A 22149-nucleotide genomic window follows, 5' to 3' on the forward strand; every position below is an offset into this window, starting at 1 on the left:
CCTAAAAATATGGATGGTTATCCGTGCGAAAGGTCATCTTCGATCTCGATGTGCTGCGCAGCTTCGTCACCGGCATGGATCTCGGCAGCTATGCCAAGGCGGCGGACAAGCTGGGGCGTTCGACTTCTGCCATCAGCGCCCAGCTGAAGAAGCTTGAGGACCAGGCGGGCATGCCGATCTTCCGCAAGGCTGGCCGGGGGCTGGCGCTGACGGAGGCCGGCGAGACGATGCTTGGTTACGCGCGGCGGCTGCTGGACCTGAATGACGAGGCGGCTACGGCGCTGCACGGGACGGAGCTGGAAGGTTGGGTGCGGCTCGGCTTGCAGGAGGATTTCGGGGAGACGCTGCTGCCGGAAGTATTGGGCCGCTTTGCCCGCGCGCATCCCAAGGTGCGCATCGAGGCGCGCGTGGTGCGCAATGTCGAGCTTGTGGAGCGGGTGACGTCGGGCAAGCTCGATCTGGCGCTTGCCTGGAGTGATGGCTTTCGCACGGAGCATACGGATCGTATCGCCGAAGTGCCGCTCTGCTGGGTCGGCCCGGCGAATGGCGCGGTGCAGTGGCACGCCGATGGCGGTGAGGTCATGCCGCTTGCCTCACTCGAAGCTCCATGTCTGCTGCGGAACATCGCCACGAAGACGCTCGATCGGGCCGGAATCGGCTGGCGGATATCTTTTGTCAGCCCGAGCCTTGGAGGGCTCTGGGCGGCGACGGCGGCCGGGCTCGGCCTGGCGCTGCGCACGCCGCTCGGCCTGCCGCCGAAGGTGCGGCAGATGACGCCGGGCGAGGCCGGTCTGCCGGTCCTGCCCACGCTTGATCTGGTGCTGCATCGTGCCGAGGCGGAGGCGAGCCCGGCGACGGAGCGGCTGGCGTCGATCATGCTGCAGGCGGTGCGGCAGACGATCGAGACCGTGCCGCACAGCCGGATATTTCAGGATGCGCCTTACGATGATGTCGTGACGGCCTGAGACACGGCGCTCGATCCGGAAACTTCCCCGGCGAGGTTGGCGATGCGGATTTCCGCTTGTGCCGCCAGTCTCTGCAGATCGCGTGGCTGGCCCGCCAATCGCTCCATGGCGGCGATCGCGACATCCGTCGTCACGTAATCCGGCTTGTGGCCGAGATTGCGGATGGTGATGAGTTCGGCGCCCGTAATATCCCGCGCAAGCCCGCGTGAATGCAATTCCTCCAGCACGACATCGTCGCTGTCGCCGGTGATGATGACCGTGGGTGCCTTGATCTCGCTGTAGCGCGGCGCATGGGCGGAGACATAGGCAAGCAGATTGACCACGTCGATGGCGTTGTTGCGGAAGGTCTGCGGCCGAAGCACCAGTTCTGGCGCCGTCTTCATGATGTAGTCCGCCGGCCTCGTGTTCGGACGGAAGATGCTGAGCGTGCCGGTCTCGACCCGGCGCAAGCCGAGCGGGATGACGAATGTCTGGGTAAAGAGCCAGCCGAAGACCGGCGTGGCGGCAAGCGTATAGTACCAGTCGACGCCGCCGGGCCAGGGATGCGTTGCCGGCGCAAGAAACAGCAGCCCTTGGGTCTTGTCGGGATGGCGCATGCCGAAGGCGGCGGCAATCGCACCGCCGAAGGAATGGCCTATGATGATGGCGCTCTTGATGCCGCGTTTGTCCATCAATCCGGCGATGGCATCGGCCTGACCGGAAGGAAGGGCGTTTTCGGCTGCCCCGCGCTCGGAATAGCCATGGCCGGGACGGTCGACGAACAGCATTTCGGCGCGGCCGTTCAAGGGGCCGGCGAAGGCTTCAAACTGGTCGCGCAGGTTGCCGCTGGCGCCGTGTATGAAGATGAGGGCTGGCAGGTCTGCTGTCTTCGGTCGTGGCAGATGCACGGCGTTGAGGCGGTAGCCGCCAATATCGGTCAGCTCGCCGATATTGGGATAGGCCTGCTCGATCGCACGGGTCTTATAGGCGGAAAAGCCTGCGGCGAAGACGAGGAGCAGAACGATGACGGCGAATAGAGAATCGATCATTTCGGCACGGATCAAATATCGTCAGTCACTCATTTAGTGCATTGCCGCAGCTTTTCACCCCACCGGGCGCGATTTCGATGCCGGCATGAGCAAGGCTGCCGTCGAAAACTCAGGTTCGGCTGCCGGCAATCTTCTCCGACAGCTTGTCCGCCTCTTGCTGGGCCGATCGATTCGCCGGATAGACATCGAGGAAACGCTCCCAGACCCTCAGAGCCTGGGCGTCGTTGCCGGTTTCGGTCAGGATCGCCGCCATGCCGGCCAGCGCGCCGAAATGGCGTGGCTCTATTCGCAGGACCTGATTGATGTCTTCCATCGACTTGCGGTAGTCGCCGATCGCGAAGTTGAGCGTGGCTCGTCGGTTCCACCCTTCGACATAGTCGGGCTTCAGGGAGATCACCTGATCGAGATAATCCATGGCCGCGCCATTGCGCTTGTCCTGAATGGCCTTGTCGGCCCACTGCATCAGAAGATTGATGGTGGCGCTGCCGGAGTCGCTGAACTCGGCATTTATCTGGTCGGCAATCAGGCTTGCCTGATCGGGGTCGCGCTGCCGCTTCAGCGCCGTGAACAGATTGTCGAGCTGCTGCTTGGGCGACAAAGTGCCGGAGGAATCGCCAGGATTCTGCTTTTCCACAGGCACAGGCTCATCCGCCAGCGCCGCATGGGGCGCGGAGGCAGTCAGAGCGAGGAGAATCGGCAGGGCTAGATATGGCAAAGCAAAAACGCGCATGGCGGGCATAGTAGCCCGCCAATGTCGAAGATCAAACCGAATTTGATGCGATCAACTAAAACTGAGCGTCCGATCCATGGGATCGGAGCCGCGCGCTATATCAGCCCTGACGAGCCTTGTAGCGCGGGTTCAGCTTGTTGATGATGTAAATGCGGCCCTTGCGGCGGACGAGACGGTTGTCACGATGGCGCGCCTTGAGCGACTTGAGCGAATTCTTGATCTTCATTTTTCTGATCCGCGATGTTCGAGGGGGAATGTCACATTCGCCCGGGTCTTTAACAATCAAAAGCGCGCTCAGGGCGCGCTCTTTAGGGTGGGGAGCAAATACCCTGTCGACCGTTCGCTGTCAACCATGTCAGGGCTTTTTCCCGCTACTCTTAGCGGAGAAGCTGCGTGACATGGCCCATCTTGCGGCCCGGCCGGGCTTCGGTCTTGCCATAGAGATGCACCAGCGTGTCGTCAAGGCACAGCCATTCCGGCAGTGCCAGGATGTCGTCGCCGATCAGATTGGTCATGACACAATCCGAATGACGATCGGGATTTCCGAGCGGCAGGCCGGCGACGGCGCGGATATGCTGCTCGAACTGCGAGATGACGCAGGCGGCTTCCGTCCAGTGGCCGGAATTGTGGACGCGCGGCGCCATTTCGTTGGCGATCAGGCTGCCATCGGCAAGCACGAAGAACTCGATGCCGATGACGCCGACATAGCCGAGCGCCGTCAATATCCTTTCCGCAGCTTGCCGGGCAGCCACGCCTGTTTCTTGCGAAATCCTGGCAGGCAGCGTCGAGGTGTGGAGGATGCCGTTGCGATGGACGTTCTCGGCCGGATCGTAACAGGCAACCGTTCCGTCGATGCCGCGCGCCGCAATGATGGAGATCTCGCGCTCGAAGGATACGAAGCTTTCGAGAATCAGCGGCACATTGCCCAAGGAGGCATAGCCACCCTCGGCGCTTTCGGCGGCAGAGCGATAGACACGCTGCCCCTTGCCGTCATAACCGAGGCGTCGGGTCTTCAACACGCCCTGGCCACCGAAATCGGCCAGTGCCCTTTCGAGATCGGCCTGGCTGTCGACGGCATGGAAGCGGGCCGTCGGAATGCCGCAGCCGTTGATGAAGCTCTTTTCCGTCAGCCGGTCCTGCGCCATTTCCAGCGCTTTCGGCGGCGGATAGACCGTGACCTGCCGGGCGAGCTCTTCGGCGGCGGAAATGGGAACGTTCTCGAACTCGTAGGTCACGACATCGCAGCGCTTGGCCAGCTCGGCAAGGGCGGCCGCATCGTCATAGGCTGCGACGATCTGTTCGTTGGCGACATGGGCCGCCGGACAATCCGTCTGCGGCTCGAGGACGACGGTGCGGAAATTCAGCCGCGCAGCCGCCATGGCCAGCATGCGGCCGAGCTGGCCGCCGCCGATGATGCCGATCGTTTTTGCGTTCATAGGTCGTCCATCGGATATTCGGCAACGGCGGCGCTCTGGCGCGCGCGCCATTCGTCGAGGCGCTCGGCAATCTCCTCATCGCCAAGCGCGAGGACGGCTGCGGCGAGCAGGGCGGCGTTGACCGCACCGGCCTTGCCGATCGCAAGCGTGCCGACAGGAATGCCCGCCGGCATCTGCACGATGGAGAGGAGACTGTCCTGCCCGGAGAGCGCGCGGGACTGCACCGGCACGCCGAAGACGGGCAGGGGCGTCATGGATGCCGCCATACCAGGCAGATGGGCTGCGCCACCGGCGCCGGCAATGATGACCTTGAAGCCCTCGTCCCTGGCGCCCTTGGCGAAACTCACCAGCCTGTCCGGCGTGCGATGAGCGGAAATGATGCGCGCATCATAGGTGATTTCAAGCACTTCCAAGGTGTCTGCGGCATTCTTCATGGTCTCCCAGTCGGACTGGCTTCCCATGATGATGGCGACAGGCGGTCTTTCGGTCATCATCGTTCCGTTGTGCTCCTCAGGCTATAATGTCGGGAATGATCTGGTCTTCCAGCTTGGTCAGCTTGTCTTTGATGACAAGCTTCTTCTTCTTCATGCGCTGGACGCGGAGGGCATCGCAGCCCGTCTGGATCATGGCATTGATTGCGGCATCATAATCCTCGTGTTCCTGGCGCAGCCGCGCCACGATCAGCCTGATTTCCGCCTGTTCCTGATCGGCCATGTTCATTTCCCCAGCATATCGCGGAATCGCATTCGTTCCGCCTCCTGAATTCCGCAAGCTCCTATCACCAAATGGCGATAACGGGAAGTTATCCTTCATCACGAATTTGCCGCCTATAGGCCACGTTTTCGCCTTCGACAAAGGCTGCATATTATGGCACAGTGAGAAGGTTGACACCTAGAGCCTTGGCGAATGGATGGTCAGGGCTCTGAAAGAGGAAGGAAGGGTCATATGACTGTTCAAGCTCATCTTGAATCGCTCGAAAAGAAACATGTCGCGCTCGAGGAGGCGCTGCATCTGGCAATGTCATCTCCCTCTAGCAATGATACTGAAATAGCAGACATCAAACGCAGGAAACTGCGCGTCAAGGACGAAATCCAGCGTCTGCGTTCCTCGGTCCACTGAGGCAACGCTTCCACAGTTCAAAAAGCCATCGATCTTGGGGGCAAGACAGGCTGATCGAAAGGTCTTAAGGCAATTTCCCAACCAGGATCGATGTGCATTTCCGTCAAAGCGGATGCGCCAGCGTCACATCGTCAGGGGTAGGGGTTGGCGCAATTTTCTCATTTTAGGCAGCGAATGCTGCCAATGATTATTTTTGAGCCCGTTGCGGTCATCCGGCACATTTTGCGACGTGTCGGACGCAAGATTCCGAGATGATGGTGTGACGACGATCGTACTGGCGGCATTTATCAAGGGCGGCCGGGTATTGATGGTGCGTCGTGCCGCAAGCAAGCGGCATTATCCGGAGCACTGGGATCTGGTTGGCGGCCACGCCGAGACGGATGAACCCCTCGATGTCACGCTTGTACGAGAGGCTCGCGAAGAAGTCGGCGTTACACCTGTTGTCTTCCGCTATTTGGGTTGCTTCGAAGACAGCCAATGCGAAACGATCTACCACTTGTACGAGGTGACCGGCTGGTTGGAAGGGGAGCCCAGATTGATCGGGGATGAACATATCGATTTGGCATGGGTAGCATTGGACAGTGCGAACTTCCCAACGCCGCTAGCCCATCCGGAAGTTATGAAGTTCCTCTCCGTGGCTTAGTCCGGACGGGGGCGGGCCGCGGTAGTTCTGGCGTCGCCGTTGGCGCCAGCGAATTCCGCAATTTTCCGGAATGCCGCAGACGCGAACAGTCCCTTCAGGACCAGAACTGATCCAGCCATAAATTGAGCTTGTCGAAACCGCGGCTGTTGACCGCATAGATGCGTTTCGTGCCTTCATTGGTGACGGAAACGAGATTGCTGTCGAGCAGGGCTTTCAGATGCTGGGAGACTGCCGGGCGGCTGATCGGCAGGCCCTGCGCCAGTTCGTTGACCGTCTTGGGTGCGCGGCGCAATTCCTCCAGCAGATGACGCCGGTTCGGGTCCGCGATGGCTGCGAAAGGGTCCATGGTCGACATGCGCGAAAGCTACGTCAAACACCAAGGGGCGGCAAGTTAATTGTGCGCTGCATGATATATTGTGAGAGCGGCCGCGCACGGGGTATGCGCTGCCGGCGCCGCTCGTGGCGAGTTAGCGGTTTCGGCCGCTGCCTCTTGTCAGAGAGAGCTAACGGATTTACTCACGACTATCGAACCGGTGCGCCATCGCTGACGATGGGGACCGAAACCATGGAAGCCCTTATGACCGTGCCCGAAGATCGTTGCCGCCTCGTTCTCATCGTTCCCGACATCGCCGATATCGAGCAGCGGGCGAAGGTGGTGGCCGATGCGCTGAGGGGCGGAGACGTGGCCTCGGTCATTCTTCCGCAATATGGCCTCGATGACGGCACCTTCCAGAAACATGCCGAAAAGCTGGTGCCGATCATTCAGGCTGCAGGGGCAGCGGCGCTGATTTCCGGCGACAGTCGCGTGGCGGGCCGGGCCAAGGCGGATGGGCTGCATATTGCCGGCAATCTCGCCGAACTCACCGAAGCAGTGGAAAAATTCGTGCCGAAGCTGATCGTCGGCGGCGGCAGCGCTGCCGAAAGGCACAGTGCTCTGGAGATCGGCGAACTTAGGCCGGACTACATATTCTTCGGCAAGCTCGATGGCGACATCAAGCCCGAGGCGCATCCGAAGAACCTGGCGCTCGGCGAATGGTGGGCCTCGATGATCGAAATTCCCTGCATCGTCATGGGCGGTACCGACCCGAAGTCGGCGCTCGAGGTGGCTTTGACGGGCGCAGAGTTCGTCGCCCTGCATCAGGCTGTTTTTGCCGATCCAGCGGCAGCCCCGTCCATCGTTGCCGAAGTGAATGCGCTTCTGGACGAAAAAGCGCCACGGTTTGAGGATTGATAGCGATTCATGTCGTCCATGCCTCGATTCCGCCATCGATCCTTCCTTGCCGTACTCGCCGCCGGGCTTTGGGCATTCCCATTGCTGGCGGTCGCGCAATCGGGCAATGGTGATCCGTCGCTGCCGGGCGTCTCGGAGCCTTCGGACAAGGGGGCGCAGTCGGATAGCAACGCGCAGTCCGATGACGATACGACGGTGCCGGATGCGCCGCAGCCCAACGACAACCTCGTGACGCGTCCGCTCGGTGCCGATGCCGGCACCTTCAAGACGGAAAAGATCCAGCCCGGCGCCGAGCCCAAGGCCGATAGCGACATCAAGCCATCCCAGGGGGTCGGTGTTTTCGAGCGCATGGGGGCGAAATTGCCCGATCTGCCGCCGGAAAAGCCGTTCAAGGGCAAGGTGGACGATGCTTATGGCGCCTTTCAACGTGGCTATTACCTGACCGCCTTTCAGAGGGCGCTGCCGAGGGCGCAGCTTGGCGATCCGGCCGCGCAGACCCTGATCGCCGAGTTGATGACGCAGGGCCTGGGGGTCAAGCGCGACACGAAGGACGCGGCCTTCTGGTACAGCAAGGCGGCCGAGGGCGGTGACCCGACGTCGATGTTCAAATATGCGCTGATTCTGATGGAAGGGCGCGACGTACCGCGTGATCAGAAAAAGGCCGACGAGTGGATGAGGAAGGCTGCCGAAGCCGGCCAGGCTTCGGCGGAATTCAACGTCGCGCAGATGCTGACGGCTGAAAATCCCGGTGTGAAGGGCCTGCAGATGGCGCTTCCCTACTACGAGAAGTCCGCAGAGCAGGGCATTGCCGATGCGCAGTACGCCGTGTCGCAGCTTTATCTGAACCTTCCCGATCTGCCGCCGGAGAAGAAGGCGCGTGCGCGCGAATGGCTGTCGCGCGCTGCCAATGCCGGCTTCGATACCGCGCAGCTCGATATGGGCCTCTGGCTCATCAACGGCATTGGCGGCAAGCAGGATCTCGAAAACGGCTTCAACTGGATGCGCGTCGCCGCCTATCGCGGCAACGTCGTCGCGCAAAACAAGCTGGCGCATCTTTATATCAACGCCATCGGCACCAAGCAGGACCGGGTGGCGGGGGCAACCTGGTATGTCATTTCCCGTCGCGCCGGCCTGAAGGACTCCGAGCTCGAGGATTTCTACCAGGGCATCGAGGATTATCAGCAGAAGGCAGCTATCGACGCCGCCAACAAGTTTCGGCGGGCGCGATAATAGCGGACTAAATCGGGTCCTATCGGGCCTGATGTGACACCAGTTTGAACGTGCCATAGCCTCACCACTTGAAATTCCCCCGATTTTATGGTCTTGAGGCCGCCAATCTTTTATTTCCGCTGACGCTCCCGCCCCGTCGGGGCCTGATTTCGGGCCCGGTCAGCGCTATCTGCTTTATCCAAGGAAACCCGATGGCCCGTTCTGCTCTTCTCAATGTCATGGTTCAGGCTGCCCTCAAGGCAGGAAAGTCGCTCAGCCGCGATTTCGGCGAAGTGCAGAACCTGCAGGTTTCCGTGAAGGGACCGGGCGATTTCGTCAGCCAGGCGGATCTGAAGGCGCAGAAGATCATCCGCGACGAGCTGATGAAGGCACGCCCCACCTACGGCTTCCTCGGCGAGGAAGGTGAAGAGGTCAAGGGCACCGACGGCGCGCATCGCTGGATCGTCGATCCGCTCGACGGCACCACCAATTTCCTGCACGGCATTCCGCTGTTTGCCGTCTCGATCGCGCTCGAGCGCAATGACGAGATCGTCGCCGGCGTGATTTTCAATCCGGCGACCGACGAGCTCTACACGACCGAGCGTGGTGGCGGCGCATTTCTCAACGATCGCCGCCTGCGCGTCGCTTCGCGCCGCGTGTTGTCGGACAGCGTCATCGGCTGCGGCGTTCCGAATCTCGGCCGCGGCAATCACGGCAAGTTCCTTGTCGAGCTGCGCCATGTCATGGGCGAGGTCGCCGGCGTCCGCCGTCTCGGCTCCGCATCGCTCGATCTTGCCTATGTGGCGGCAGGCCGTTTCGACGGTTTCTGGGAGACCGGCCTGTCTCCCTGGGATATCGCAGCCGGCATTCTCCTGATCCGCGAAGCCGGTGGTTTCGTTTCCGATTTCAACGGCGGCACCGACATGCTCGGAACCAATTCGATCATCTGCGGCAACGAGCACATCCAGAAGGCGCTCGCCGAAGTGGTCAAGCGGCCGATCCCGACGAAATAAGTTTAGCTTCCGCTGCTTTTCGAGCGATAAAACAGTCTGTTGCCAACGGGCTGTTTTGTGCTTTCCGTCTCTTCAATTCGGCACAATGTTGCTCTAGTCTCCGCCTGCGGAAAATGCGGTGGCGGAGCGTGTGATGGAAAATGTGAAACTGGCGGATCTGGGCTCGACCGACAATGTGTCGGGCAGCTACGCCTACAAGCTCTCAAGCCCGATGGCCTTCTTCTGGACGATGGTTCTTTTCCTCGTCATCGTCGGCTTCATCGTCGCCATCCTGTTCCGTCAGGCCCAGGTCGCCTTCCTGCACAATCCGGGCCTAAACGGCCTGATCGTCGGCGTTCTGGTCGTCGGCATCCTGCTCGTCTTCAACCATGTGCTGATGCTGAGGCCGGAGGTTCGCTGGTTCAATCATTTCCGTGCCGTGGGCAATGCGGACAAGGTCGGTCGTAATCCGCGGCTGCTGGCGCCGATGCGGGCGCTGCTCGGCAACCGTCGCGCCATGCAGCTTTCCACGGCGACGCTGCGCTCCATTCTCGATTCGATCGCCACGCGTCTCGACGAATCGCGCGACACCTCGCGCTATCTGATCGGCCTCCTCGTCTTTCTCGGCCTGCTTGGCACTTTCTGGGGCCTGATCGGCACCATCGGCTCGATCAATGACGTCATCCAGGGTCTCGACGCCGGCACCGGCGACAGCGGCGATATTCTGAGCGCGCTGAAGTCAGGCCTTTCCGGCCCGCTGGTCGGCATGGGCACGGCATTCTCGTCCTCGCTGCTCGGTCTTTCCGGCTCGCTGATTCTCGGCTTTCTCGATCTGCAGGCCGGCCGCGCGCAGAATCGATTCTATACCGAGCTCGAAAACTGGCTTTCCTCCGTCACCGATGTCGGGTCCGATATCGCGCCGGTCATTGAAAATGCCGCCGGCGCTTCCTCGGAGGATGTGCGTGCGCTTTCGGACTATCTGCGCAAGATTGCCGATGAGGGCGGCGGCCAGCGCTCGGTGACGGCCATGGCGAACCTTGCCGAAGGCATTCAGGGCCTGGTCAAAAACATGCGCAACGAGCAGCAGATGCTGCGCGACTGGATCGAGGCGCAGCAGGAAGAGGCCAAATCGATGCGCCGCACGCTCGACCGCCTCGCCGACCGGATCAGTCACACCGAGAAGACCGGGAGCAAGTAAGCCATGGCGCTCGCCCGCAACCGACGCCACCAGAGAAGCGTCGACTACTGGCCCGGCTTCGTCGATGCGCTGTCCACGCTTCTGATGGCCATCATGTTCCTGCTGACGGTGTTCGTCGTCGGCCAATTCATCCTCAGCCGTGAAATTTCCGGACGAGACGAGGTCCTCAACCGGCTCAACAGCCGCATTAACGACCTGGTGCAGCAGCTGGCGCTGGAAAAGGGCGGCAAGCAAGATCTGGAAGATGCCGTCGCCAATCTGCAGGCATCGCTGTCCTCGGCTGAGAGTGAGCGATCGAGGCTGCAGGCGCTGCTTGCCGCCGGTTCCGGCAATAGTCAGGCGGCCGAGCAGCGTGCCGGTTCACTCTCGCAGGAGCTGGACGAGCAGAAGCAGGTCAGCGCGCGAGCGCTGAGCCAGGTCGATCTCCTCAATCAGCAGATTGCCGCCTTGCGCAGCCAGATTGCCGCCGTCGAAGCCGCCCTTCAGGCATCCGAATCCAAGGATCAGTCGTCTCAGGTGAAGATTGCCGATCTCGGCCGGCGGTTGAACGTGGCGTTGGCGCAGCGCGTGCAGGAGCTGAACCGCTACCGCTCCGACTTCTTCGGCCGCCTGCGCGAAATCCTGTCCGACCGCGACAATATCCGCATCGTCGGCGACCGCTTCGTGTTCCAGTCCGAAGTGCTGTTCCCGTCCGGTGCGGCCGATCTCAATCCGGCCGGGCAGGCGGAGATGACGAAGCTTGCGGCCGCCCTCATCGATCTCGCCAAGGAAATTCCGCCTGAGATCAATTGGGTGCTGCGCGTCGACGGCCACACGGACAATGTGCCGCTTTCGGGCAATGGCCGTTATCCGGACAACTGGGCGCTGTCGTCGGCGCGCGCCATCGCCGTCGTCAAGTTCCTGATCGCGCAGGGCGTTCCCGCCGACAGGCTGGTTGCGGCCGGCTTCGGCGAATTCCAGCCGATTGCACCCGGCGACACGCCGGATGCCCGCGCCACCAACCGCCGCATCGAGCTGAAGCTGACGGAAAAATAATCGGTCAGTTGTTGTTCGGAGAGATGGAGGCGAGGCGTCGCAGCAGAAATTGCCGCACTGCCTCGCTGCTGCTTAGCCCGATTGCCGAGCGATAGGCGGTCCTTGCATTTTTCGTATCGCCGGCCTCCGTGAGCAGATGCGCGCGAACGGCCCAATAGGGTTGATAGGTGCGGATATCGCGCTCAGCCATGCGGTCGAGGAGATCCAGTCCGGCACCGCTGCCTCGTATCTCGGCGACCACAGCGGCCTGGCCGATGCGAGCCCCGATCGTTGGCTTCAGCATCAGGAGCGCCTCGTAAAGTTTGGCGAGCGCCGGCCAGTCGGTGGTGCCGGATCGTCGCCGTTCGGCATGCACGGATTGAATTGCTGCCTGACACTGGAACGGACCGAAGCGGCTGAAGGAACCGGCCTTTCGCAGCAGCCCGTCGGCCTCGCCGATTATGTCGGCATTCCAGAGAACCGTCTCCTGCTCGCCGAGCGGGACATATTGCCCGCTGGCATCGCGCCGGGCGCTTTCGCGGGAGTGGCTGTAGAGCATGAGCGACAGCAGGCCCATCGCCTCCGGCTCTTCAGGCAGGGTTGCATGCAGCGCACGGCCGAGCCAGATGGCTTCGTCGGCCAGAGAGCCTTGCCTTTCGCTTTCTCCGAGGCCCTCCCAGCCGAGGCCATAGGCGGCATAGATGGCGGCGAGCACGCCCGACAGCCGCTCCGGCAGCACGGGTGGTTCCGGAACGCTGAAGGGGATGCGGGCTTCGCGAATCTTGATCTTTGCCCGCACCAGCCTCTGGCTCATGGCTTCTGGCGACAGGACAAAAGCTTTCGCTATGGTGGCGGCATCGATGGCGAGCACGGTTTGCAGCATCAATGCCGCGTGAATGGAGGTGTCGATCGCCGGATGGGTGCAGGCAAAGAGCAGCTTCAGCCGTTCGTCCGGAAAGGTCGGATGATCCGCGTTCATGCGCTCCTCCGCTTCTTCCATCGCCATTGTTATCCGGTCGCGACCCGCGGCCTTGACGGATTCATGCCGAATGCCGCGAAGCAGGTTGCGGCGGGCGGCGACCAGCAGCCAGGCTTCCGGGCTGTCGGGAATGCCGCGTTCCGGCCAGTTGCGCAGCGCTGCTGCGATGGCTTCCGACAAGGCGTCCTCCGCCGCCGGTACGTCGTGCGAACGCGCCGCGAGAAAGGCGATCAGCTTGCCGTAGGATTGACGCGCCACCCGTTCGGTGGCGCACTGGGCATCGGATAGCATCGCGGACTACATCTGGAGGCGCGGCCGGACCTCGACCGAGCCATCGTGCGAGATCGGAACCCGAACGGCCCATTCCAGCGCCGCGTCGAGGTCAGGCACGTCGATCAGATAGAAGCCGCCGAGCTGCTCCTTGCCTTCGGGGAAGGGGCCGTCCTGCACGTCATGATCTTCGCCGCGGCGACGGATGACGGTTGCCGTCTCGGGCGGAGTCAGCCCGGCGCCGCCAGTCATGATGCCGGCCTGGACAAGGGCCTGCGTGTAGGCGACCCAGCCATTCTTGTAGGCGGGATCGTCGCGACGTTTGAAATCGTCAGGGGATTCTCGAATGATCAAGGCATATTGCATGGAACTGCTCCCACTCGCTGTTCTGGCTGGAGACCGGTCGACGCATCATTTTGGACCTCATTCCAGAATGAGCAACGCCGTCCGCGAAACGACGTTCTGCCGCTTCGATACAATGAGCCGCTGGCAAGGATGATTTCGACAGGGCTGCCGGATTTTCTGAAATTTATTCTTGTGAAGACAGAACGGCCGGCATGCCCAAGGGCAGCCGGCCGTGAATGGCTTTGCAGCGAAAGCGCGACGCGAGGAATTATGCGGTGGCGGTGGTCTGGTCGTCGATGGCAGCGCCGCCGACGTGAGCCTTGATCGATTCGATGGCATGCAGGGCCGAAGCTTTTGCCTTGTAGCCTTCGGACCCGAACATGATTTCGCCGTTCGAGGCTTTGAAGCGGAAGCGAAACTCGCCGGCCTTGTCCTTGTAGACTTCAAATTTATACATGGTTCTCGTCTCCTAGAATCGCGTCAGCGTGGGATAACGCGAAAAATCTAGCTCAACTTCGAGACTATTTCCATATGGTTGTATTTGCGGCGCCGGGACACTGCTGGCGCTATTTCGCGATCAGCATGTGTTCCTCGATGCCGGCATCGAATTGCAGGCGTGCGAGCTTGGCGTAGATGCCGCCATGGCGGATCAGGCTCTGATGCGTGCCTTCCTCGACGATGCGGCCCTGATCCAGCACCAGAATGCGGTCGGCCTTCAATACGGTTGCGAGGCGATGGGCGATGACGAGGGTCGTGCGCGCCTCCATCAAACCCTCCAGCGCCTTCTGAACGAGCGTTTCGCTCTCGGCATCGAGCGCCGATGTCGCCTCGTCGAGCAGCAGGATCGGTGCGTTCTTCAGGATCGCGCGGGCAATGGCGATGCGCTGACGCTGGCCGCCGGAAAGGGTGACGCCGCGCTCACCCACTCCGGTATCGTATCCTTCTTCCAGGCGGGAAATGAACTCGTGCGCCTGCGCGGCGATCGCAGCGGCGCGCACGTCGTCGCGGGAGGCGCCGGGGCGGCCGAAGGCGATGTTGTCATGGATCGAGGCGGCAAAGATCGTCGTGTCCTGCGGCACGATGGCGATGCGCTCGCGAAGCGCATCCGGCATCACGTCGCGGGCATCGACGCCATCCAGGGCGACGCGGCCTTTCTGCGGATCGTAGAAGCGCAGCAGCAGCGAAAAGATGGTGCTCTTGCCCGCACCCGACGCGCCGACAATCGCGACGGTTTCGCCAGGCTTCACCGAGAAGGTGAGCCCGTGCAGCGCCGATCTGTTTGGCCGCGACGGGTAGAAGAAGTGGACATCGGAGAATTCCACGCGGCCCTGCGGCGGCTGCGGCAAGGGCAGGGGATTGGCCGGAGGCGCGATCGGCGAGACTTCGGCAAGCAGCTCACTCAGGCGATCGGCAGCACCTGCGGCCTGCGACAGCTCGCCCCAGACTTCCGACAGCGAGCCGAGCGAAGAGCCGGCGATGACGGAATAGAGCAGGAACTGGCCGAGCGTGCCGGCCGACATGGTGCCGGCAAGCACATTCTGCGCGCCGACCCAGAGAACCGCGACGATGCTGCCGAAGACCATGGCGATGGCAAAGCCCGTCAGCAGCGAGCGGGACCTGATTGCGGCGCGGGCGGCCCGATAGGCGTCCTCGACGGCGCTGCCGTAACGCTGCGCGGCGGCATCCTCGCCATTATAGGCCTGAATGGTGCGGTTGGCCGCGATGGTCTCGTTGGCATAGGCCGATGCCTGCGCCAATGTCTCCTGCGCGGCCCGCGAACGCTTGCGCACGGAGCGGCCGAAGCTGACGAGCGGCAGGACGATAATCGGGATGGCGATCAGCACGATGCTCGACAGTTTCGGGCTGGTGACGATCATCATGATGACCGCGCCCAAACAGAGGATGAGGTTGCGCAGCGCCACCGAGGCCGTGGCGCCGACCGCGGACTTGATCTGTGTCGTATCGGCCGTCAACCGCGAGACGATCTCGCCGGATTGATTGACGTCGAAGAAGGAGGGCGAGAGGCGCGTGACGTGATCGAACACTTCGCGGCGCATGTCGGAGACAATGCGCTCGCCGATGGAGATGACGAAGTAATAGCGCAGCGCGCTCGCAGCGGCGAGCAGCAGGGCCATGATCATGATGGCGACGAAATAGCTGTCGACCAGACCACGATCGGCCTGGTCGAAGCCGTGATCGATCATGCGGCGGACGGCGACCGGCAGCGCAAGCGAAGTAACGGCGGCGATGACGAGGGATATGATCGCGCCTGTCACCATGCCTCGATATCGTCTGAGGTAGGGCGCCAGTCGTCCGAGAGGACGGATTGATCGGTTTTTCTTTTCCTCAGCCTGGCCAGTCTCTGACAAGTCGTCTCCAATCCCCATATCAGCAAGGGACTTGACGTTTCGCCCCTTGTTATCGCCGCTGCCTTCATGTATAGGCACGCCATCTTAATTGGAAGCCGTGGCCTTTAACGGACTGCGGCTTCATTTATTCAATCGGTTCGGTTGCCGCAATGGCTTGCGACAAATGGACCCTGGCATGACAGGAAGATTGTTATGAAGGCCAACATTCATCCCGACTACCACACGATCAAGGTAGTCATGACCGACGGCACCGAATATGAAACCCGCTCGACCTGGGGTTCTGAAGGCGCTGTCATGAACCTCGAAATCGACAGCAAGTCTCATCCGGCTTGGACCGGCGGCAACCAGCAGCTGATGGACCGTGCCGGCCGCGTTTCGAAGTTCAACAAGCGCTTCGGCGGTCTCGGCATCTAATCGCATCGCGATTTGCTGTTTGAAAAAAGAGCCCGGCTTGGCCGGGCTTTTTTGCGTCGGAAATATAGCGTATCGCTTCACCTCATACGCCTGAGGTAATCGGCACGGTCGAACGGATTTGCACTCGCGCGTGCTCGCCGGTGCGGCTGGCCGTTCAGCGGCGCATAGTGATCGAAGACGTGATCCAAGACGCCCGCTCCGCCTGACAATCCCGGCAATTGCCTTTGGATGACCTGGATCATCGAGGATGCCATCATTCCTTCCAGCCGCGCCAGCCCTTCGTCGATCAGCGATTTTCTCATCGAGGCACCGGATTTCGCCAGCAGACTGTGCATGCCGGCCAAAGCCGTTGCCGGTATCTCGATATGAAAGTGCTCGATGGGCTCGCAGAGGATCGTTTCCGCCGATGATAGCGCTGTTGCCAGCACAAGCGGCGTCAGCTTGCGGAAATCCACCGCTGTGCTCGCGGGAGAGGTCTGCCGCGCCGCTGTCATGGCGACGTGGCAATCGATGATCTGCCATCCGAGGACACCTTCCTTCAGCGTTTCGAACGCCGTCTCCTCGACTGCCCGATAGAAGCTTGCGGGCATCTGACCGATATCGACCTCCAGGGCAAAACTGTTGCCGGCGCCTTCCGGCCGCGGCTCGACGCGCAAGCCGACGGTTGCGAGAAATGGATTGGGCTCCTTGAATATCAATTCGACCGCGCTTCCCGTTCCCGCCAGCCTCTCGACATAGATGACGGTGCTTTCCTCGAAGGCGATGTCGAGGCCGAACTCGGCCGACAGCGTTGCCTGGATGACCTCCTTCTGTACCTCGCCGTAGAGCGAGACATATATGTCACCCGTTTCCTCATTGGCACGCAGGTTGATGAGCGGGTCCTGCTCTGCGAGCTGACCGAGAGCCAGCCAGAGTGCGGCATTTTCTGATGGGCGCATGGCGCGGATACAGGTTTCCAGGGTGGGCGGCGCGAAGTGGCGAAGCGTGCCGGGCGGCCTCTCGATGCCGATCCAATCGCCGATCCGGGCATTCGCAAGGCCGCCGACCTTGGCGATTTGTCCCGCGCTCATCTGCGCGACCTTGTCTGCCCGGCCGTCCCGGAAAAGCTGAAGGCTGCTGATCTTTGCCGGGCCGTTCGCCGCTTCGATATCGTCGCGAAGACCGATCGTGCCCGACGCCAGGTAGAGATAGGCGAGCTTCTCGCCGCCCCAGCCGCGCTCGATCTTGAAGATTGTCCCGGAAACCGGGCGGTCAGGGTCCGGATGCCGGCTGGGCAACAGGGTCTCGATCGCCGAGATCAAGGCTGAGATGCCAAGGCCCCGCGTCGCCGCGCCGGCAAATGCCGGATGGATCTGGGACTTCGCCACCTGATCGGCAAGGGACTGGTCCAGCCTCTGCCGCGTCAGGCGCTTGGGAGCCAGAACGTAGTCCTCCAGCAAGTCCTCGTCGTTGACTGAAAGTGTTTCGCATAGGCGCGAGAAGTGGGGATCGCTTCCAATATCGGCAGCTTCCACAGTCGCGAGCCTGCTGCCGGCATCATGGGTGATCGACATTGCCACGGGGCGAACGGCCAACTGGGTCGCAATATCCTCAAGCAGGTCGTCATAGCGCGCGCCGAGGCGATCGACCTTGTTGATGAAGAACAGGAAGGGGATGCCGAGGCGCCGCAGCGCCCGTACGAGCACGCGGGTCTGCGGCTGCACGCCCTCGACCGCCGACACGACGACCACGGCTGCGTCGAGCAGCTGCAGAATGCGTTCGATCTCGGCAATGAAGTCGGGATGGCCCGGCGTGTCGATGAGGTTCACCATCACGTCGCCGATGGTGAAGGAAACCACCGCCGCAGCGATGGTGATGCCACGTTGTCGCTCAAGCTCGAGGCTATCGGTCTGTGTGCTGCCGGCGTCGACGCTGCCGAGCTTGTCGATTATGCCGGTGTCGAAAAGGAGTCGTTCAGTAAGGCTAGTCTTGCCCGCGTCTACATGGGCGAGGATGCCCAGATTCAATGTGCGCATGGTCCATCATCTTCTCAGAATTTCGGATGTGATTTTCGTGAGAAGTGAGTCGGCGCATTGGGTCCTCCACGTAGCTTCCATATCGGCTTGCCCGTCCTTGAGAGACGGGCGGGCCTTTTTTACAGATGTTTCGCGGAATCCGTCAAGCTTTGCCCGGTTTCTACTTACAGCTTAACTTTGCGCATGGTCTTTCGGAGAGTTGGGTGACTGTCCAAAACAAAACCGGCCGCGACAAGCACGACCGGTTCAAATTTGTCAGCGATGCTTCCGGGGGGCTTAGTTGCCGCCGAAGGCCGTCTGCAGCAGGGTCAGCTGTGCCTTGACGCTGTTCTGGTTGTCCGGAACGATTGCGGGCTCCGTCGGGCGGTAGATTTCGCGGTCGAGAATGGCAACGCGGTTCTGCAGCCGCAGCGAGCGCTCCACGAGATCGCGGAAGGATTCCGGCAGGTCATTCCAGCCCGGAGCGTTGCGGTCGACGTTGAAGCCGTCGAGGCGTACCTTGTTCTTTTCGGCCAATACTTGATCGCGCGACATTTCGCCGTTGTTGACGGCGCGCTGCAGAAGCAGCCAGGAGGCCATCTGCATGAGGCGGGTGGTCAGCCGCATGGATTCCGCTGCGTAGAGCACGGAGGCCATGCGGGGCAGCACCTTGGAAGCGGCGCGACCCTGGCCATCGAGATAGCCGGCGGTTTCCTCGACCAGCGACATGCCTTCAGAATAGAGCGCCCTGAACTGTGCCGACGATGCGGCGTGGCCAGCAAAGCTGATCGTGTTCAACCCAAGTTCCGACATCGAATAAATCCCTGCTTCACGCAACACTTTTGTTCAGGAAAAGCCGGTCAAGTCCCTAAGAGCTTTCGGCATCCGCTTTTATGACTTTAAGATGGTTGTTTTAACTGAAATTCGCAAGGCGATTCTTAAGAAAGGGTTAATCTCCACAGTTTCGGCGAGGTCCGTGATACAGGACAAAAAAGAAGAGCCGCAAAAGCGGCTCTCAAGGTAAAACAGGGAGAAAAATCAGACCAATTCGCCAAGAGGAGGAACTGTCTGAGTCCAGAGCGAATCTGGATGGTCATAGTAATATGTCGTAAAGCTTAATATTCGGTTGACCATGCCTTAATCCTGGACTGCACCGCACAGATTTGTGCTGGTGCCAGGCGCCTGAAAGCAGGCTCTTTAGAAGCGGAAAAGGCTATCAGCCGCCTTGCGGCCGGAGGCCTTGGTGGCGATTTCCTCTTCCAGCCGGGCGATCTCGCCCTGGAGCAGGGTTACGCGGCTTTTCAGCTCGTCCACAGACAGCAGCGACAGGTCGCTGCCGATCTCGTGGGCGGACGGCTGCTTGGGACGATCATCGTCAAAAATGCTCATTTCGGCTCCTCCTTCCCTTTTCCGAGGGATCAGGTGCCGTAATTTACAGTTATATCGTCCTTTTTTGAAGTCTCGCCGCGTGCGAGCGCCATGCTCTCCGGCGTGATCATCTGCGCATTGGCTGATGGCATGGTCGTATAGGCGTCGCGATCACCCGCCGGCTTGGCGGCGCGGAGGCGGCTGCGGAAGATCGAATAGGCCGTGATCAGCACATGGGCGATCGCTGTGACGAAGAACAGCGAGTAGGGGCCGATGGAAGACATGACCGGGCCGCTCAGTGTCGGGCCGATGATGGTGCCGATGCCGTAGAGCAGAAGCAGCCCGCCCGAAACCTTGACGAAATCCTCCGGCGCGGCGAAGTCGTTGGCGTGGGCAACGGCGATCGGATAGAGCGTGTTGGCGACGGCGCCATAGACGACGACCATGCCGATGAGGAAGAAGGGGCTGCCGGGCTTCAGCAGGAAGAGCAACAGGCCATCGATCGCGGCGATCGCGGCCATGCCCGCCAGCACGTAACGGCGGTCGATGCGATCGGAAAGCCGGCCGGCCGGCAGCTGCATGACGGCGCCGGCAAAGATGGTCAAGCTCATCATCAGAGCGATATCGCTTTCCGAGAGGCCGGCATTGGCGCCGAAGACGGCGCCGAGCGTGCCGTATGCACCATTGGCGATGCCGACGAGCAGGATGCCGATCGAGGCAACGGGAGAGTTGCGGTAGAGCGCCTTCAGGTCGAGGCTGACTGCCTTCAGCGGCTGCGGCGAGGCGGCGGTCGACAGCGTCGTCGGCAGCATGGCGACACAGTAGCAGATGCCGCATATCATGAAGAGGATGGGCGTGTGGATGTCGGCAAAGGGCACCATCATCTGGCCGGCGACCGCGCCGATCAGGGTAATGCCGATATAGAGCGAGAAGATTGCGCCGCGGCTCTCGTTGGTGGCTCGCTCGTTGAGCCAGCTCTCGATGATCATCGACGTGCCGGCAGTGCAGAAGCCGGTCACGGCGCGCAGCGCCACCCACCAGACCGGGTCGACGATGATGCCGGTCAGAAGCGCGATGATGGCGATGACGGAGATGAAGCCCGAAAAGGCACGGACATGGCCGATGCGCCTGACCAGCTTCGGGGCCGTCAGGCAGCCGAGCACGAAGCCGGTGGCCCAGGTCGTGCCCAACAGACCGAGCGTCGTCGTCGCATAGCCTTCGGCCGTGCCGCGCACCGGCAGCAACAGGCTATGCAGGCCGTTTCCCGTAAACAGGAAGAGCGTGCCGAACAGCAGGGCCAATACGGGCAATATATTTCTCTTCATGCTCCCCACCTTCATGCGGCTCCGCTTGAGGAGCCGATAAGGCAGGAATCCCGACCTGCCTGATTTCGCTATTGATTGTGTCCCGGATTGCCGATATCGGCCTTTAGAAACAGTCTGTTGGCGCGGAAAAATGTCCGTCCTATGACAATTAGAGCATGATCGCGAAAGCAGTGCAGCGGTTTTTGGTCGCGGCTGTCCTCACTCTTGCATAAACGGGGAAAAATAGCGTGACAAAAGCCATAGCGGTGCTGCTCCTGCTCGCCATGGCGGTGCATATCATCAAGCCCCTGGGGCTGCCGGGCCTGAAGCGCAGGGCCGATTTCTGGAAGATCGCCATCTTCGCCTTTGCCATCTGGACGGTGGCATTGCTGATCAACGAGGCGTTTTAGCGTATTTCAGGCCGAGATTCTGGCGGCAGCCTCGCCATGCGCCGCTGCCTAAAGCTGGATCTCTCCACGCATGACAAAGACGCTGCTGCCCGACAGCAAGACTTCATTTACCGTGCCGGCAGATTTCCTGACATCGATGCCGATGATGCTGCGCCTTCCCATCTCCACGCCCTGCTCGATGGTGATTTTCACCTCGGCATCCCGCGCCGGCAGCAAGGCGGTCAAGTAGGCTCCGAGCGCAGCCGATGCGCTACCGGTCGCCGGGTCTTCGGTCACATTGTCCAGAGGCGCGAACATGCGGGCGCGGATGGACCATGGATTTTCAGGTGAGCGCACGTAGACAAAGAGCGAGAAGCCGGTCTTGTCTTCCTTATGCCTGGCTGCTGCCTGAGCAAAGATCGCGGCATTCGGGCATGCCATGCCGAGCGTTTGGAGGCTGTCCAGCTCCGCAAAGGCGAAGGGGAGGCCGACCGATGCGAAGGTCGGGGCATGGGTCCGGTGGAGGATCGAACCTGGGTCGATCTGCAAGCAGCCGGCAATCAGATCGTCGGCGATCGTCTCGCCGATTGTGAGGCGGCCCGGTGCGCGGATGCTTGCACCGGAAACATCGCCGCCATTGCGCAAAAGGCTTACCTCCACGAGCCCGGCATCCTCTTCGAAGACGAGGCGATCGCCGACCGGCTTCCCGAAAATCGCCGACTGTTGGCCAAGAGCGAAAGCGGTGCCGACATTGGGGTGGCCGGCAAAGGGGATCTCGGCCGTCGGCGTGAAGATGCGGACGCGTGCGGCGTGATCGGGATTGTCTGGCGGCAGCACGAAGGTCGTTTCCGAATAGCCGAACTCGGTGGCGATCTTCTGCATGGCGTCGCCGGTCAGGCCGCGCGCATCGGGGATGACGGCCAGCGGATTGCCGACGAAGCGCTCGGAGGTGAAGACGTCGACGGTGACAAAGGCAATGGTGTTCATGGCGGCTCCCGGCAGCTTCGATGGAACTGCCGGAATTTAGCCGTTGCACGCATAGGCCCGAAAGCGTGAACTTGTGTCGATGACAAGTTCACCGGAGCCGTTCCGGCACAATGCAGGATGGCTCTTCATCCGGAATTGTTTAGGAGAAAGGCCTTCTATCCTTCG

26 protein-coding genes are annotated in these 22149 nt (G+C 61.3%); 10 read left to right on the top strand and 16 right to left on the bottom strand.

Annotated features, from left to right (window positions below; all coding sequences use genetic code 11):
- Positions 1 to 23 precede the first annotated feature (23 nt).
- A complete protein-coding gene (locus BJ928_RS11450; RefSeq protein ID WP_047629066.1) occupies positions 24 to 965 on the top strand; it encodes a LysR substrate-binding domain-containing protein in 942 nt (313 codons plus the stop codon).
- Here BJ928_RS11450 and BJ928_RS11455 read toward each other — a convergent pair.
- The 6 genes from BJ928_RS11455 to BJ928_RS11480 all read right to left on the bottom strand — a co-directional run bounded on the left by BJ928_RS11455 (position 941) and on the right by BJ928_RS11480 (position 4873).
- Complete coding sequence (locus BJ928_RS11455; RefSeq protein WP_047629511.1) at positions 941 to 1993, bottom strand: alpha/beta hydrolase; 1053 nt, start codon at positions 1991 to 1993, stop codon at positions 941 to 943. The two genes, BJ928_RS11450 and BJ928_RS11455, sit on opposite strands and share 25 nt — an antisense overlap.
- A gap of 109 nt (positions 1994 to 2102) precedes the next feature.
- Positions 2103 to 2732, bottom strand: coding sequence for a hypothetical protein (locus BJ928_RS11460; protein WP_047629068.1), 630 nt, complete (start codon positions 2730 to 2732; stop codon positions 2103 to 2105).
- Between the two features lie 91 nt (positions 2733 to 2823).
- Positions 2824 to 2949 (bottom strand): type B 50S ribosomal protein L36, encoded by a 126-nt coding sequence (ykgO, locus tag BJ928_RS11465; RefSeq protein ID WP_003582204.1) that lies wholly within the window; start codon positions 2947 to 2949, stop codon positions 2824 to 2826.
- Between the two features lie 151 nt (positions 2950 to 3100).
- Complete coding sequence (locus BJ928_RS11470; protein WP_047629070.1) at positions 3101 to 4159, bottom strand: 5-(carboxyamino)imidazole ribonucleotide synthase; 1059 nt, start codon at positions 4157 to 4159, stop codon at positions 3101 to 3103.
- A complete protein-coding gene (purE, locus tag BJ928_RS11475) occupies positions 4156 to 4650 on the bottom strand; it encodes a 5-(carboxyamino)imidazole ribonucleotide mutase (RefSeq protein WP_047629513.1) in 495 nt (164 codons plus the stop codon). The genes BJ928_RS11470 and purE overlap by 4 nt, the downstream gene beginning before the upstream one ends.
- 19 nt (positions 4651 to 4669) lie before the next feature.
- Positions 4670 to 4873, bottom strand: a complete 204-nt coding sequence (locus BJ928_RS11480) for a DUF465 domain-containing protein (RefSeq protein WP_047629071.1) — start codon at positions 4871 to 4873, stop codon at positions 4670 to 4672.
- Between the two features lie 231 nt (positions 4874 to 5104).
- Between BJ928_RS11480 and BJ928_RS11485 the strand changes: the two genes are divergently transcribed.
- Both BJ928_RS11485 and BJ928_RS11490 read left to right on the top strand, forming a co-directional pair.
- Positions 5105 to 5278: a DUF465 domain-containing protein gene (locus BJ928_RS11485; protein WP_047629072.1), complete on the top strand. Its 174-nt coding sequence runs from the start codon at positions 5105 to 5107 to the stop codon at positions 5276 to 5278.
- A 259-nt stretch (positions 5279 to 5537) separates the two neighbouring features.
- Entirely contained in the window at positions 5538 to 5921 is a 384-nt protein-coding gene (locus BJ928_RS11490; protein ID WP_052227507.1) for an NUDIX domain-containing protein, read from the top strand.
- 94 nt (positions 5922 to 6015) lie between these two features.
- Here BJ928_RS11490 and BJ928_RS11495 read toward each other — a convergent pair whose 3' ends face one another.
- Positions 6016 to 6276 (bottom strand): metalloregulator ArsR/SmtB family transcription factor, encoded by a 261-nt coding sequence (locus BJ928_RS11495; RefSeq protein WP_015341040.1) that lies wholly within the window; start codon positions 6274 to 6276, stop codon positions 6016 to 6018.
- Positions 6277 to 6498: 222 nt separating this feature from the next.
- On the opposite strand from BJ928_RS11495, the gene BJ928_RS11500 reads away from it, so the two are divergent.
- From BJ928_RS11500 to BJ928_RS11520, 5 genes are all read left to right on the top strand, one after another.
- Positions 6499 to 7152, top strand: a complete 654-nt coding sequence (locus BJ928_RS11500) for a thiamine phosphate synthase (RefSeq protein ID WP_047629074.1) — start codon at positions 6499 to 6501, stop codon at positions 7150 to 7152.
- A gap of 9 nt (positions 7153 to 7161) precedes the next feature.
- Positions 7162 to 8382: a tetratricopeptide repeat protein gene (locus BJ928_RS11505; RefSeq protein ID WP_047629075.1), complete on the top strand. Its 1221-nt coding sequence runs from the start codon at positions 7162 to 7164 to the stop codon at positions 8380 to 8382.
- Positions 8383 to 8573: 191 nt separating this feature from the next.
- Complete coding sequence (locus BJ928_RS11510) at positions 8574 to 9374, top strand: inositol monophosphatase family protein (RefSeq protein ID WP_047629076.1); 801 nt, start codon at positions 8574 to 8576, stop codon at positions 9372 to 9374.
- A gap of 133 nt (positions 9375 to 9507) precedes the next feature.
- A complete protein-coding gene (locus BJ928_RS11515; RefSeq protein ID WP_047629077.1) occupies positions 9508 to 10551 on the top strand; it encodes a hypothetical protein in 1044 nt (347 codons plus the stop codon).
- Positions 10552 to 10554: 3 nt separating this feature from the next.
- Positions 10555 to 11586, top strand: coding sequence for a peptidoglycan -binding protein (locus BJ928_RS11520; RefSeq protein ID WP_047629078.1), 1032 nt, complete (start codon positions 10555 to 10557; stop codon positions 11584 to 11586).
- A gap of 4 nt (positions 11587 to 11590) precedes the next feature.
- On the opposite strand, the gene BJ928_RS11525 is transcribed toward BJ928_RS11520, so the two are convergent.
- The 4 genes from BJ928_RS11525 to BJ928_RS11540 form a co-directional block, all read right to left on the bottom strand.
- The gene (locus BJ928_RS11525) at positions 11591 to 12835 is read right to left on the bottom strand and encodes a DUF6596 domain-containing protein (protein ID WP_047629080.1); all 1245 of its coding nucleotides are present in this window, start codon (positions 12833 to 12835) and stop codon (positions 11591 to 11593) included.
- Positions 12836 to 12841: 6 nt separating this feature from the next.
- A complete protein-coding gene (locus tag BJ928_RS11530) occupies positions 12842 to 13180 on the bottom strand; it encodes a YciI family protein (protein ID WP_047629081.1) in 339 nt (112 codons plus the stop codon).
- 247 nt (positions 13181 to 13427) lie between these two features.
- A complete protein-coding gene (locus BJ928_RS11535) occupies positions 13428 to 13616 on the bottom strand; it encodes a YegP family protein (protein ID WP_047629082.1) in 189 nt (62 codons plus the stop codon).
- 109 nt (positions 13617 to 13725) lie between these two features.
- Positions 13726 to 15528 carry an ABC transporter transmembrane domain-containing protein gene (locus BJ928_RS11540; RefSeq protein ID WP_047629083.1) on the bottom strand — a complete coding sequence of 601 codons (1803 nt, stop codon included), beginning with the start codon at positions 15526 to 15528 and terminating at the stop codon, positions 13726 to 13728.
- 192 nt (positions 15529 to 15720) lie between these two features.
- Here BJ928_RS11540 and rpmE point away from each other — a divergent pair, with 192 nt between their 5' ends.
- Positions 15721 to 15942, top strand: a complete 222-nt coding sequence (gene rpmE / locus BJ928_RS11545) for a 50S ribosomal protein L31 (protein WP_015341030.1) — start codon at positions 15721 to 15723, stop codon at positions 15940 to 15942.
- Between the two features lie 77 nt (positions 15943 to 16019).
- Here the strand turns inward: rpmE and BJ928_RS11550 are convergent, their stop codons facing one another.
- The 4 genes from BJ928_RS11550 to BJ928_RS11565 all read right to left on the bottom strand — a co-directional run bounded on the left by BJ928_RS11550 (position 16020) and on the right by BJ928_RS11565 (position 20629).
- The gene (locus BJ928_RS11550; RefSeq protein WP_047629084.1) at positions 16020 to 17957 is read right to left on the bottom strand and encodes a TetM/TetW/TetO/TetS family tetracycline resistance ribosomal protection protein; all 1938 of its coding nucleotides are present in this window, start codon (positions 17955 to 17957) and stop codon (positions 16020 to 16022) included.
- Positions 17958 to 18233: 276 nt separating this feature from the next.
- Positions 18234 to 18749, bottom strand: a complete 516-nt coding sequence (locus BJ928_RS11555) for a DUF1465 family protein (RefSeq protein ID WP_047629085.1) — start codon at positions 18747 to 18749, stop codon at positions 18234 to 18236.
- A 384-nt stretch (positions 18750 to 19133) separates the two neighbouring features.
- Positions 19134 to 19325 (bottom strand): DUF1192 domain-containing protein, encoded by a 192-nt coding sequence (locus BJ928_RS11560; protein WP_047629087.1) that lies wholly within the window; start codon positions 19323 to 19325, stop codon positions 19134 to 19136.
- 29 nt (positions 19326 to 19354) lie between these two features.
- The gene (locus tag BJ928_RS11565) at positions 19355 to 20629 is read right to left on the bottom strand and encodes an MFS transporter (RefSeq protein WP_047629088.1); all 1275 of its coding nucleotides are present in this window, start codon (positions 20627 to 20629) and stop codon (positions 19355 to 19357) included.
- Positions 20630 to 20856: 227 nt separating this feature from the next.
- On the opposite strand from BJ928_RS11565, the gene BJ928_RS38785 reads away from it, so the two are divergent.
- On the top strand, positions 20857 to 21018 hold the full coding sequence (locus BJ928_RS38785; protein WP_183079395.1) for a hypothetical protein: 162 nt from the start codon (positions 20857 to 20859) through the stop codon (positions 21016 to 21018).
- Positions 21019 to 21066: 48 nt separating this feature from the next.
- Here the strand turns inward: BJ928_RS38785 and BJ928_RS11570 are convergent, their stop codons facing one another.
- Positions 21067 to 21984, bottom strand: coding sequence for a PhzF family phenazine biosynthesis protein (locus BJ928_RS11570; RefSeq protein WP_047629089.1), 918 nt, complete (start codon positions 21982 to 21984; stop codon positions 21067 to 21069).
- Between the last annotated feature and the right edge of the window lie 165 nt (positions 21985 to 22149).

The sequence above is a fragment of the Rhizobium sp. WW_1 genome (assembly GCF_003610155.1).
GTDB lineage: Bacteria > Pseudomonadota > Alphaproteobacteria > Rhizobiales > Rhizobiaceae > Rhizobium > Rhizobium tropici_A.